The sequence below is a fragment of the Buttiauxella massiliensis genome (assembly GCF_902500225.1).
Taxonomy (GTDB): domain Bacteria; phylum Pseudomonadota; class Gammaproteobacteria; order Enterobacterales; family Enterobacteriaceae; genus Buttiauxella; species Buttiauxella massiliensis.
On record NZ_LR722663.1, the window covers coordinates 31,924 to 45,420 of the forward strand.

General features: G+C 42.8%; 12 protein-coding genes. 6 read left to right on the forward strand and 6 right to left on the reverse strand.

What is annotated here, in order from left to right; genetic code table 11:
- Positions 1-3: 3 nt before the first annotated feature.
- Together GC128_RS19230 and GC128_RS19235 are read left to right on the forward strand one after the other, a co-directional pair.
- Positions 4-558, forward strand: a complete 555-nt coding sequence (locus GC128_RS19230) for a histidinol dehydrogenase (RefSeq protein ID WP_151995638.1) — start codon at positions 4-6, stop codon at positions 556-558.
- A gap of 175 nt (positions 559-733) precedes the next feature.
- On the forward strand, positions 734-1,048 hold the full coding sequence (locus GC128_RS19235) for a hypothetical protein (RefSeq protein ID WP_151995639.1): 315 nt from the start codon (positions 734-736) through the stop codon (positions 1,046-1,048).
- Positions 1,049-1,127: 79 nt separating this feature from the next.
- On the opposite strand, the gene GC128_RS19240 is transcribed toward GC128_RS19235, so the two are convergent.
- The 4 genes from GC128_RS19240 to GC128_RS19255 all read right to left on the reverse strand — a co-directional run bounded on the left by GC128_RS19240 (position 1,128) and on the right by GC128_RS19255 (position 7,610).
- Entirely contained in the window at positions 1,128-2,015 is an 888-nt protein-coding gene (locus tag GC128_RS19240) for a transporter substrate-binding domain-containing protein (protein WP_151995640.1), read from the reverse strand.
- Positions 2,016-2,025: 10 nt separating this feature from the next.
- Positions 2,026-2,979: an amino acid ABC transporter substrate-binding protein gene (locus GC128_RS19245; RefSeq protein WP_151995641.1), complete on the reverse strand. Its 954-nt coding sequence runs from the start codon at positions 2,977-2,979 to the stop codon at positions 2,026-2,028.
- Positions 2,967-5,183, reverse strand: a complete 2,217-nt coding sequence (locus GC128_RS19250; RefSeq protein ID WP_151995642.1) for an EAL domain-containing protein — start codon at positions 5,181-5,183, stop codon at positions 2,967-2,969. Before GC128_RS19250 ends, GC128_RS19245 begins: the two co-directional genes overlap by 13 nt.
- A gap of 360 nt (positions 5,184-5,543) precedes the next feature.
- Complete coding sequence (locus GC128_RS19255) at positions 5,544-7,610, reverse strand: EAL domain-containing protein (RefSeq protein WP_151995643.1); 2,067 nt, start codon at positions 7,608-7,610, stop codon at positions 5,544-5,546.
- Between the two features lie 563 nt (positions 7,611-8,173).
- On the opposite strand from GC128_RS19255, the gene GC128_RS19260 reads away from it, so the two are divergent.
- Positions 8,174-9,628: an APC family permease gene (locus GC128_RS19260; protein WP_151995644.1), complete on the forward strand. Its 1,455-nt coding sequence runs from the start codon at positions 8,174-8,176 to the stop codon at positions 9,626-9,628.
- A 114-nt stretch (positions 9,629-9,742) separates the two neighbouring features.
- Here GC128_RS19260 and GC128_RS19265 read toward each other — a convergent pair whose 3' ends face one another.
- Complete coding sequence (locus GC128_RS19265; protein WP_151995645.1) at positions 9,743-10,216, reverse strand: DMT family transporter; 474 nt, start codon at positions 10,214-10,216, stop codon at positions 9,743-9,745.
- A 9-nt stretch (positions 10,217-10,225) separates the two neighbouring features.
- A complete protein-coding gene (locus tag GC128_RS19270; protein ID WP_151995646.1) occupies positions 10,226-10,660 on the reverse strand; it encodes a DMT family transporter in 435 nt (144 codons plus the stop codon).
- Between the two features lie 98 nt (positions 10,661-10,758).
- Here GC128_RS19270 and GC128_RS19275 point away from each other — a divergent pair, with 98 nt between their 5' ends.
- From GC128_RS19275 to GC128_RS19285, 3 genes are all read left to right on the forward strand, one after another.
- Complete coding sequence (locus GC128_RS19275) at positions 10,759-11,694, forward strand: LysR family transcriptional regulator (protein ID WP_151995647.1); 936 nt, start codon at positions 10,759-10,761, stop codon at positions 11,692-11,694.
- Positions 11,695-11,801: 107 nt separating this feature from the next.
- Positions 11,802-11,996: a hypothetical protein gene (locus tag GC128_RS19280; protein ID WP_151995648.1), complete on the forward strand. Its 195-nt coding sequence runs from the start codon at positions 11,802-11,804 to the stop codon at positions 11,994-11,996.
- Between the two features lie 498 nt (positions 11,997-12,494).
- Positions 12,495-13,472 carry a DUF1852 domain-containing protein gene (locus GC128_RS19285; RefSeq protein ID WP_151995649.1) on the forward strand — a complete coding sequence of 326 codons (978 nt, stop codon included), beginning with the start codon at positions 12,495-12,497 and terminating at the stop codon, positions 13,470-13,472.
- Positions 13,473-13,497 lie beyond the last annotated feature (25 nt).

A 13,497-nucleotide genomic window follows, 5' to 3' on the forward strand; every position in this document is an offset into this window, starting at 1 on the left:
GAGATGGGCACGATTTCTGAAGCTGATGTTGAGTTTATTAAACGCCCGCAGGGGCAGGATGTTCAGGCCGACCGCACGCTAACCGAGATGGTGCAAAATATTATTGACCAAGTGCGTGAACGTGGCGATGCCGCACTACGCGATTATTCGGCCAAATTTGATAAAACGACACCGGACAAATTTGAAGTCTCAGAGCATGAAATCGCCAGTGCGTTAGCGGCGCTTGACCCGCAAACCCGCAAGGACAGCGAGTTTGCCATTGCGCAAGTGAAACGCTTTGCCGAGGCGCAGCTAGCCACCATGCAGCCGCTGGATATCGAAACGCTGCCGGGCGTGCATTTAGGGCATCGCATTATTCCGATTCAAACCGTGGGCTGTTATGTGCCAGGCGGGCGTTACCCGATTTTATCCGCCCCGGTGATGTCCATCGTCCCGGCGGTGGCGCAGCCCGCCGTTCGTCAAAGCCGCGCCGAAGGAATGCAGGCGCATCGTCGCGCGGCGGAAATTCGGTTGTTACCCGATAATATTGATGCAATAACCAACGGGGAGCGTGATTAATCATTATTTTCAGGTGAACAATATAGCGGCAATTCACCTGAAACTTTTTCAACTTAAGTTTTATTAATGTTTATTATCTTGCTTAGGGTGTTTCTTAACGACATTATTATCCTGAAAGGGATGGGTGGTAAATGAATTACCCCCAGAGTGTTATTATTAATCATGGATTTGGATTATGCTGTCACTGGAAATGGAAGAAGATGTTGTCCTGCGGGTAAAAGGCATGGAAAAAATGCTTGAAGGAATTGTCCGCGAACTCAAAGCCAACAACGGCGTTGTCGATGAGTTTATACGGGATGATATCGCAAGGTTTCGGCACTGTTCAAAAGATGTCATAACACACCATACTCAGGTTTCGCGCAACGTCCGTAAAAGACTGGAAGACGTCACCATCCATTCTCAAAAACGTGTACGTAAAACGGCCCAGAGTAATTTGTTATATGGTGTTTTGTGCGGAATGTCTTTCTGCATGTTGCTTCAACTGATGTAATGAATATCAGAGCAGTGGGGAAAAAGTTACCTTTCTCCCTTTTTTATTTCTGAAAATCTTTGTGCTGGATGAAATACGGTTAAGATTTTTTAGTGATGTATTGATACATTTCAGCAGAAAGAGGAAGGTGTAGGTTAATGTTCTTCCCTGGTAATTTACTATTAAACCATTGCTCATAAAACTGCTTGAAATCGCTGCGATTGAAGCGTGCAGCAAGATTCTTATCCACAAGATTTTTTAGCTCAATGTCATCATGACGCAGCATTATACCCAAGTCTTGCGGAGCCCCTAATGTCAGGGTAGACATTTGATATCCCTTCATATCCTCACTAGTTTCAATAAGTTGCTGCAGAGAAACTTCATTCATCGCAGTGGCGTAACTTTTATGGCTACTCATTGTAGCAAATGCATCTTTCATAGTGGGTTGCGTTAGGACCATAATGTTAAGCTTCTGCAAACGGTTCAGGCCGTTAATATTAATTAAATCAGTAGTGCCTTTTGCCACACTGATCGTTCTGCCTGCTAAGTCTGAATAGGAACTAATATTATTTCCTGTAAATGAAGCAAAGCGCGTATAAACGGAGAAATAATGAAGGGAAAACAGAACGACATTTTCACGACTTACGGTATCAGTATTAACAGAGCAATCCATATCAATGACATTATGGTTGAGCATCGTGGTGCGCATGGTTACGGGTGTTGGAATATAATTAACAACCAGGTCTTTAATGTGCAGCTCTTTTTTCATCGATTCGGTTACATCTTTGCATAAATCAATGACATAACCGACTACATGACCATCACTGGTTTTATAAGAGTAGGGTGGTGCATCACGATAGCCAATATTAATCACTTTATGGCTGGAAATTCTCTCCAGCGTAGACCTGTTTGTTTCTGCCTTCAAAAAGCCGGCATAGCAAATTAATAATATGCTCAGTACGTAGTTAACAAAGTGTTTCTTTTTCATTTATCTATTTTTATGGTTGACCGTTATCGTCGCTGTGGGGTTCATGCGAATAAGAATAAAGTTCAGTCGAAGAAAGTGACTGCTTCAATTCAGGTGGCATTGGCCAGTTGAGAGTAATTCCCTGAGGCATAATGGACTCAAAGAACCATTTGTTATAAATGTTGGTGAACTCTTTGCTCAGCATCAGGCGCTTCATTGAGTGGTTAATCACATTGGTGAAATCGCCATTATCTATTTGCATCGGCATACCAATGGGCAGCCGTGGGCTAAGGGTATCTGCCGATATAGCAAAAGCCTGCGGGTGCCCAGAGAGTGCTATTTGACCAAGTAGTAGAATATCGCTTGAGACTATCGCGGGTGTTTGTCCGCTTTCAAGATCGGAGAAAGCTTTAACATTGTCGGTGCCAAGATCAATATTCAGAGATAGTTGATGCTCAGAATTAGCCTGTTGGATGTGTCTGACAAACACGGTACCACTTTTTACCATCACGGTATGACCATTGAGCTCGTTGATATCCGATATACGATCTTCTTTACGCGACACATAACGGGTTGCTGAGAAAAAATAGGGTTCCGAGAATGTCACTACTTTTTGGCGTTCTGGTGTGTAAATCGTGGGAATACATCCCAGATCGATAGTTTTGTTTTCAATGGTTAAAAATTGAGTTGCTGTGGTGACAGGTACCCAATGAATTTTTAAGGCCGGAATATTAAGTTCCTGCTTAAGAATATCGACCAGTCGATTGCATATTTCAATGGAGAAGCCTCGCGGTTTATTATCTTCAACGTATGAAAAGGGAAATGCATCAGTCTGGTAGCTAAGCGCAATGGTCCTTGTTTGTGCGATGCGTGATAAAAGGTCATCGGCTCGGCTATTGGAAGGTGTCAGTAGACCAATACTGAGCAAAAGTGTTACTGCCAGAGAAAACAGTGTCTGATATAAATGAGTAGTTATAAATTGCATGTGCTCTCCATCTTCTCCAGCTCTGCCATAACGCTGGCATTTTCTACAGCCCGGCTAAAATAATATCCCTGAACAGTTATTTCTTCTTCACTAAGGGAGGTCAAAAACTCATATTGTTGTTGTGTTTCAACACCTTTTGCGGTGACTTTCAATCCGCGCTGTAGTGCATAACGAACCAGCATCCCCACCAAAACCTGACTGTCTTCGCACTTGTCGAGTACATCAATAAGAGAACGAGCAATTTTAATGTGGCTGAATGGGAAAATAATCAGGTAGTCCAGTGTGGCGAAACCTGTTCCAAATTCGTCCAGTACAATTCCAACTCCTAATGCCTGAATTGCATTCAGTGTCGGCAGGATAATTTCGCGATCGAGTTGCTCAGACCCCGTAATTTCAATCTCCAGCCGTGCGGGATCTAAACCACTGTCTTGTAATGCGTTGCGAATGATGTCCAGTATTCTTGGACTGCGCAGTTGATGTGGAGAGACGTTCACCGCAACCATTTTAGCTGCTGGCCAATTAGCTGCGTCCATACAGGCGCTGCGTATCAGCCATTCACCTAACCTGGCAATGAGCCCAATATCTTCAGAGACAGAAATAAAGTGGTGTGGTTGTAGTAAGCCTCTACTCGGATGTTGCCAGCGAACAAGAGCTTCGTAGCCTTCAATGCCATAATTTCCGAGGCTGATAGTTTTTTGATAATGGAGAAAGAACTCATTATTTCTGATGCCATCTTCAATTTCCTGGCTAAAGAGGAGGTTATTAGATGGGTTCATCGTCATGCCGTGAGAATAGAAATGGAAGCAATTTCGCCCGAAACTTTTGGACGTATAGAGCGCAAGGTCAGCATGAGTGAAAAGATCTTCTCGGGTGTTACCATGTTGAGGTGCACAGGAAATCCCAATGCTACAACTGATAGAGAAAGCGTGCCCACTGCAGGAGAACGGCTTGCTGAGTGCCTCTAAAACTTTTCGAGCAAGTATCTCGGCTTCAGATATCGAGTCTTTGTTAACCTGCTGAAGAATGGCAAATTCATCCCCACCGAGGCGGATCGCCATATCGCTTTGATTAATTAGGGCTGACAGGCGTGTAGCAGATTCTAAAAGCAGTTCATCACCTACGACGTGTCCGTAGGTATCATTTACGGGTTTGAAATTGTCCAGATCGATCAATAGCAGGTTGAAGATGCAGCCTTCAGTTCTTAATCTTAATAATCTGTCGTCGATCGAGTTTCGGTAAGCAACTCTATTTGGTAGCAATGTCAGAGAATCATGGTGTGCCATGTACTCCATCCTTTGCGCCATTTCTTGCATGCGTTGTAGATAACCGCGGTCAACCATTGCCACGCGTAGTTTTTCAATCGCTTTTGCCAGTTCGCCTATCTCATCTTCTTGATTCTGGAACGGGGTGAGCTGGTCCGTTTGCTCATCAGCTATCAAAGTCACCGCTTGCACAAGTCGAGGAACCGGACGGAAAAGATTACGCACTAGCCAGTTCACGACCACAACTGTAATACCCAGGATCAAAATCAGCATCAACAAGGTGTTTTTCAATAACTGATTATGAGTAGCAAACAGGGCATTGCGCTCTCCAATGCTACTGACAACAGCACCGATCAACTCGCCGGAAGGATTAACGATGGGAATTGAGCCTACGAAGTACTCTTTCCCACCAATAGAGACAAAGCCACGGTAATATTGCTCTAGTGCCGTACTGTTTACAGTGCCATCAGTGGCGGTCATTTTTTGCGCTGCCTGAGTGTCGATAAAACCTTTATTCTTATCGTATAACAATAGCCACGTCGGATTGTGTGTTTGTGTTGAAACCAGGGTCAGCATATCGGCCGGATCGAAGCCTGTCTGAATTACCGTCTCGTCATCGCAGAGTGTGTGTTCTGATTCGATGGAAATGACCTGACCTTCGTGGTTGGATTTTACCGTTACTGAGGTGTAGATATTGCGGATGATATAACTGGTAATTTGCGAGTTAGTTGATGCCTGTTTAAACCATTGCTCATGAGATATTCGGTTAACCTCAAAAAGGCCTGCCCCAGAGCCAACGCCATAGGCAATCAGAATCCCCAACATAAGGTAGATAGCAACTTTCCCGGTAATCGAATGATACCAGCGATATTCCCCACGTAAGTTGGAATCCTTTTTACAGGGAGGCACAACCTCATGTTGAACCAGCACTTTATCTACCATTTTTCTATTTGTACTCTTTTGTAAGCGACTAAAGAAGGCTCAAGAGAGATCTTTAAATATAAACTATTATTTTCTTTGTTGTTTATATGACGATATTTGTTAATGCTTTATTTGTATAATGTTATTACACGGTGTATTTTTACCGATGAGCCATGCTGTTAAGAAAACATGTTCATAGGGCAGGGTATACTTTAATTGCAAAGTCAGGAGTATAGGGATGGCTAATTAATGCGTCAACGATAAATATTAACATATCCATGATTATGTACATGTGTTTTGATCTTCTCATAACAAGCGAAATATCCAAAAAAAAATAGATTTATTGCAAATAATAATATCCATTATGGATTATGAGTATCGTTAAGTATCAACCTCTAAAAGTTTGCATAGATTGTTCATAGGTTGTGGCCGATGAAACAGAAAGCCTTGTGCCAAATGGATACCACAGTTCTTAACTATTTGATGTTCTTTCTCTGTTTCCACACCCTCAATCAATACCAGGCTACCGGAACTTTTGCAAAGTTGCACAACGTGATGGAGAAATTCTTCACCACCTTCACGTGCTAACCCGAGCACAAGCGTACGGTCTAGTTTGATTTTATCCAGCTCATATTGTGTTAAATACGAGAGCGTGGAATAGCCTGAGCCAAAATCATCAAGAGCGATTTTAATGCCATATTGCCGTAGTTCAGCGAGAACCTCTATAACTTGCTCAGGTTCTTTAACTTTTTGAGATTCAGTAATCTCCATCTCTAACTTCCAGCCTGATGGTAATGGATTACGTAGTAGCTTACTCACCAGACTTAGGAAATTTGGATCAAGTAAAGTTTGTGGTGAAATATTTACCGAAAGCGTCATGCCAGGAAAGCGAGAGAGTTCATGATGAATGGCTTCTACAGCATTCTCCAATACCCAAAAATCGACCTCTGGCATCATGCCAATTCGTTCATAATATTTTAAAAAGTACGGTGGTGTTATTTTTCCATCATCACTTTGATGACGAAGCAACACTTCCATTGCTACAATTTTCTGGCTATCAACCGTTATTTGCGGCTGATACCACAGTACGAAATTACCACTACTTTGCAGATCGTTAATATTACGTCTGGCATCAATATACTCATTTACTTCAGAAAGATAATGATGCGGTGATTCAACTTCGCTATGGCCTGGTACAGGTAATTGAAACTGGTTTCCTTTCAATGGAACAAAACTTGTGTTGCCACAAGGCAGAGTGATCTCTTTATAGTCACGTTTTTCCATATAGCGCAGGAAAGGCCAGTAAATTCCAATACCGGTAAAAATTAAAAATACCTGGAACAATACAGCGCTTATTGCTCCATTTGTACCCAACCAGGCGTTAATGATGGCCGGTGTTGCCCAACCTACCATTTGCTGAAGAGGGGGGATAATGTGCCAAAGGGTTGCGTAGTAGGCAATGATGTAATCCACTGCAGGCGTCATTAGAAAAGGGATAAACATCACCGGATTCAGTACTACCGGTACACCAAAGATGAGTGGCTCATTGATATTGAAAATAGCTAGCGGCAAAGAGACATTGATCAAATGTCTATTTGATGGGTTACGGCTAATGAGTAAGCAAATCAAGAGACTAAGTGTACCTCCGCTGCCTCCTGATGCGCACCAGGTCTCATAAAAGGGAACACTTAATATATTTAATGAATCGTGGCCAGCTTTCCACGCATCCATATTAGATATCGTTTCATTCATGAACCTGAAGCCGATATCCTGGAAAATATAATAGCCATGTACGCCAAAGAACCAGGTGGCTTCTCGCACTAGCTCATAAAGTAGTCCATGGGTGAAATTGTCTGGGTATATTACGTCGGAAATGTCCTGAGTAAGCCAATCACTGGCATGCAAAATGAGATGACCAATCAGAACCAAACCAAGCAGTTTACTGAAAAATATTAATAGTATTTTTACGGAAGGCCAGTTGAATTTTATTCTATTGGTGCGGAACAGTTTAATGTTCTTTTCTAAAATTAAATTGGTAAAGATCGCAGCCAGCAGAGCAACTGGCAGACTTACACCAATAAAAAAGTTAGTTTCATTATTATGTTCAAGGCCGGTAATACCAAGTAAAACCGTTAAGCTAAGAGAGATGCTGAGCATGATAGATAAACGATATCTGACAGCCCATTGCAGAGAAAAAATGATATTTAAAAGTATTGGGAGAAAAACAAGCATACTTTGCTGTAGGTTTTCTAACCAAGTCGAAATTTTTACCCAATGAACATTCAGACATAACGTGCCTGCAACAATAACTAATCCGCGTAACACGGAAAATGGCATAATCGCCATAGTAGAACTCAGCACTGCCTGTGAAATACGATTGTTAATGAAGTTTAGTTTTATTTTGTGGGATATGCTAATCGCGTTTCTTTTAGTTAAGTTGTAGTTCATTCGTTACTTAATTGTGGGTTCATATGTTATTGTTGTTGCGATGTTAAAAGCTACTATATCACCATATGAAAAGTGGCGATATTGAATTTTATTACTGATGCTAATTAAATGAGTAGCTATTCTCAAAATATTACATTGTTTAAGCAGTCATCTGACCTGATGCATTTACTGTCCAGAAATATACATTTATTTATTGGTGATTTATTTATAGGTGGGTTTGGTAACAAAATTACTGACAAATTTATATATTTTGATGTTGGTCGTGATGTGAAATAAATTGACTTAATGTTTTGTGTTTTTTACCGACATGTTAAATAAGTTAATGCTTCTGTCAATTCCACAATCCATGGCATAAAAATGAACAAAAACCGCAAAGACTGGGCCTGATGGTGGTCCCTCTATGCTTTTGGGCTGCTTCAAACACTGATACAGAAATATATTGTGCGGAGAGCCGAACTTTTACACGATATAGTTATATTGTCCCTGCTACTAATGTGCATAATTCCCCCCAATTAATAAATTACCGCAAGTAATAATAAATATACAGTTAAGGGATATCGTTTATGGCACAGTCTGAGCAAAAACAGTTGCGGTGGTACAACATCGCGCTGATGTCGTTTATTACCGTCTGGGGGTTTGGCAATGTTGTCAATAACTATGCCAACCAGGGGCTGGTCGTTATTTTTTCCTGGGTGTTTATTTTTGCACTTTACTTTATTCCCTACGCACTGATTGTTGGGCAACTGGGAGCAACATTTAAAGATGGTAAAGGAGGAGTCAGCACCTGGATCAAACACACCATGGGCCCAGGTCTCGCTTATCTGGCGGCATGGACTTACTGGGTGGTGCATGTTCCATATCTTGCACAAAAACCACAGGCAATTTTGATAGCCCTTGGGTGGGCCATTAACGGCGATGGTTCGCTTATCAAAGAATACAGTGTGGTTGCCTTGCAGGGGATTACGCTTGCGCTGTTTGTCCTGTTTATGTGGGTCGCCTCCCGAGGGATGAAATCACTGAAGATAGTGGGATCGGTTGCCGGTATCGCCATGTTTGTCATGTCGTTACTGTATGTTGTGATGGCAGTAACCGCCCCCGCCATCACAGAGGTGCATATTGCCACGACGAATATCACGTGGGAGATATTCATCCCTCATATTGATTTCACCTATATCACAACCATTTCGATGCTGGTGTTTGCTGTCGGTGGCGCTGAAAAAATCTCTCCTTATGTCAACAGTACCCGCAACCCGGGCCGTGAGTTTCCCCGTGGAATGCTAATACTAGCCGTGATGGTTGCCGTCTGCGCGATCCTTGGCTCTTTGGCTATGGGGATGATGTTTGATTCGAATAATATTCCCGATGACCTGATGACGAATGGGCAATATTACGCCTTCCAGAAACTGGGCGGGTATTACCATATGGGGAATTGGTTAATGGTTATCTACGCGGTGGCTAACACGCTTGGACAAATTGCTGCCCTGGTCTTCTCCATTGATGCGCCGCTGAAAGTATTACTGGGCGATGCTGACTCCCGCTATATTCCTCAGAAACTATGCCGGACAAATGATGCGGGTACGCCTGTGAATGGCTATCTGATGACGCTGGTGCTGGTGGCTATTTTGATAATGCTGCCAACGCTGGGTATCGGGGATATGAACGACTTGTATAAATGGCTACTGAATCTGAACTCCGTGGTTATGCCATTGCGTTATTTGTGGGTCTTTGTGGCCTTTATTGCGGTACTGCGCCTCGCGGAGAAATACTCACCAGAGTATGTTTTTATCCGAAATCGCAAGCTGGCACTCACGGTGGGGATCTGGTGTTTTGCTTTTACGGCTTTTGCCTGCCTGACAGGGATTTTCCCGAAAAAGCTGGATGCCTTTACGCCTGAGTGGATTTTCCAGTTGTCGCTCAACATTGCCACACCAGTAGTGCTGGTTGGGCTAGGGTTCATTTTCCCTCTGCTGGCAAGACGGCATACCCGAGGGCAGACGCCAGCCGTGCGGAGCAGTTAATATCCTGATGCAGTGTTAATCTGCGGTCACCACAAACCGATTATGACTTTGTGGTGACCCTCTAAAACTTAGATCCTGTTATTTCAATGTAATGGACCTGCCGATAGGTATCATTCAGTTGGCGATATTTTCCACTGGCACAGCATTGGTTTTATTACTGGAGTAAATAAAGAAAAGCGCTATTCCCAGACAGGCCACCGCACCAAGGCGAGGCACAGAAAAATGAATCGCGACGTTTCCTAACCAGCCAAAATTATCAATGAGCATGCTCATTGTCAGTTGGCCAAAGATGACCGCAACAGTCGCAATCGCCGCTCCAATTCGCTGAACAGCCAGAACCATAATGACAATGTAAGGAACACCACAAAGTGCGCCAAGCAATTGCCATTTTGGCACTTCCAGCAAGGTCACAGCATGCCTGGGTTCGAAGAAGAAAATGAGTAGAGCGGTCACCAGTGCGCCAACCGAGAAAGTCAGAAATGCACTGCGAAATACTCCAACGTTGCTGCCCAACTTGCCATTAATTGCAGCCTGCATGCTAAGAAACGCACCGCCAACGACAGCCAGAATGATCATTAATATATTCACGAGTTCACCTCAGCCTTTTGCCATGAGGAATAGGGCCGCAACAATAAAAATCAGCGCGATAAGACGCTTATTGTCAATTTTCCGATGAGAAGAACCAAACAGCCCGTAATGGTCAATGACCAGACTTTTGGAGACCTGTCCTGCCAAAATACCAATCATGGTCATCGCAATTCCAATACTCGGAACGGCAACGGTAAGGATCACGACGTAAACAGGGCCCAGAATGCCGCCCAGAAGAGTCCATGATGGTTGGGCAAAGAAGGAAGGGCTGTTTCGTGGACTAAAGAACAGCATTAACAAGAATGTCAGCGCAGCACCGACTCCGAAAATACTGAACGTTGCCCATAAGTCTCCGACTTCGCTGCCCAGTGGTCCTAATAATCCGGCTTCTACGGATAGTCCCATCCCGCCTGCAACGACGAGTAATATAAATAAAAGCTGCATTAAAACAGTCTCCAGTGGTTGAGGTGGAGAATCCTATAGCAGTGATGTGTAATGAAAAACGGTATAATCCAGGAAACACCTTTGCAGAAGTTGAGATAATGTACGATCCAGGCACGATAAATTTTCGCACACTGTTATTTTTTATCGGTGTTTTTGATGCTCAAAGCTTTTCAGTCGTAGCTCGGCGTGAAGGGGTCTCAGTATCAATGATTTCACGCGTCATCCTTCAACTGGAGGACGCACTTGGTCAGCAGCTTTTTTATCGAAATACCCGAGCAGTTATTCCCACTGAGGCTGGACGGTTATTTATTAGCTATGCCCGTACCATGACTGAGCAAATGAGCGAAGCTCGTAAAGAGATGCAGGATAGAGCCCTTGAGCCTGCAGGGCTGATAAGGATTAATGCGCCTGTATTTTTCGGCCAGCGCCATATTGCCCCCTGGCTTAGCGAACTTTCAGCTCGCTATCCCCGATTGCTGATTGAACTGACGCAGACTGATGATTACATCGACCCGCACAGGGATGCCTCAGATGTTATTTTCAGAATTGGCACGCTGACGGACTCTTCTTTCCACGCGCGCATATTTGGAGCTCAGCGTTATCATCTGGTTGCCTCTCCCGGCTATATTAAAAAATTTGGAAAACCGGAATTTCCAGCCCAACTAAATGACCATAAATGCCTGGTTTACAGAGGATCATCGGGTCCAAATCGCTGGTTATTCAGGGAACCAGCTGGCTCCTGGACTCACTATCCCATTACTGGATTACTCACCTCCAACAATGCCGAATCTCTTCTTACCAGCGCACTTAGCGGCATGGGAATGGTGCTGTTTCCTGACTGGCTGATTGGTGACAGTCTTAAAAAAGGTGACCTTGTCAGATTGATGGAGGGATTTGAGGCCGCGATCAATACCGAGCCGCAGCATATCGCTGCTATCTATCCCAACGCACGCCATCCTCCGCTAAATGTACGGGCAGTCATTGATTATTTCGTCGAAGTTTACGGCACACCGCTTTACTGGCAGTTTGATTGAAACTTAGCGACCAGAGTTGGGATATAGTTCCCTTATGTGGATAGAGAAACGAGCAATAACCGGGTTATGGAAATCTGAATTAACTGAATCTGGTAAAGGGCCTTATTATGAGTGTGATTGAAAGATTGAAGACGAAGTATCCGGGAGCTCACGCTTTATTGCCTGCAGTATTTCTCAACCATCAAGTGAGGAAAGGTTTGCATGCTTCTATAGTTTTAACCATGTTTTTTATAAGGTTTAATGCTGAGCTATACCAGCGGTTTTTCATTTTTCCTGCTCTTAATAAAATTAAAGCAGAATAAATTTCATTCCTTTTAGCTGCATTTTTTTCACTTAAAATCAGAAGGCGATCAATATCCTTAATTATTTGTGGTTATTATTAACTGAACCTGAATAGGGACGAGGATATACAGCTTTGTTGTAGGCCAGGTTTGCTCGATGAATGGTGATTTAATTATATATATCATTATGATAGGTGGTCTTGTCTTTCCTTGTGACTTTACCCTAAGCCTGCCCGGATAACCGCTTCCGGCCCGCTGGATTCCCGCGATGAATCCCATGGGAAGGGGGCTGATTTCCTGATATTGACTATAACCATTCATCTCAACATGAAGATAATTCATGTTCACTGAAATTTAATCACTTTTACTCAATCCATGACTCTGGCATAAATTGACTACTGCAATTAGCTACAGACAATATGAAAACTACTGAATAAATCACCTGAAAAGAAAGTTTGGTAATGAAGAAAAGCAAAAAATAAATTCAGGTTTTATCAGAAATTAGGATACCCAATCGCGATGAATAAACAATTTGAATTTTTTATTAAAAGCCTTTCTTTCGATGAGAATTATAACCCATCCGAAAATACGCGCATCACGACTAACTTTGCTAATCTGGCTAGAGGAAGTAAGCGTCAAGAGAACTTGCGCAATGCTTTAAAGATGATTGACGATCGTTTCAATTCATTGGCGCATTGGGATAATCCTAAAGGGAACCGTTATTTTGTCGAACTCGAAATAATTTCCGTTGAGATGGATGTTGAAGGCAAGGGCGATACCTTCCCAGTGATTGAAATATTGAAAACAAATATTGTCGATCAAAAAACTAACGAGCGTATTGAAGGCATTGTGGGGAATAATTTTTCCTCTTACGTACGAGATTACGACTTTAGCGTATTGCTGTTAGATCATAACAAGAATAATCCTGGATTTAGCACACCAGATAATTTTGGTGATTTGCATGGCAACATATTCAAATGCTTCATAAACTCAAGCGCGTACACAGAACGTTTTAAGAAACCGCCGGTTATATGTTTAAGCGTGTCCAGTAAAAACACGTACCACCGCACTGAAAATCAGCATCCTGTATTGGGCGTAGAATACCAGCAAAATGAACCCTCCATGACCGATCACTATTTCAACAAAATGGGGTTGCAGGCTCGCTATTTTATGCCACCAAATAGTGTTGCACCGTTGGCATTTTATTTTGTTGGTGATTTGACTGGCGATTACACGGATCTTGAACTGACGGGTACCATTAGCACGATGGAGACCTTTCAAAAGATTTATCGTCCTGAAATTTATAATGCTAATTCTGTAGCAGGAAAAGAGTATCAACCTAGCTTGAATCAACAGGATTATTCATTAACTCAAATTGTTTATGATCGAGAAGAACGCAGCCAGTTAGCGATTGAACAGGGTAAGTTTACTGAAGAGAATTTCATAAAACCATACAGAACTCTCCTTGAGAAATGGTCCACAAATTACGTTCTTTGATTAACTAAAAATATAAGGTCACCTA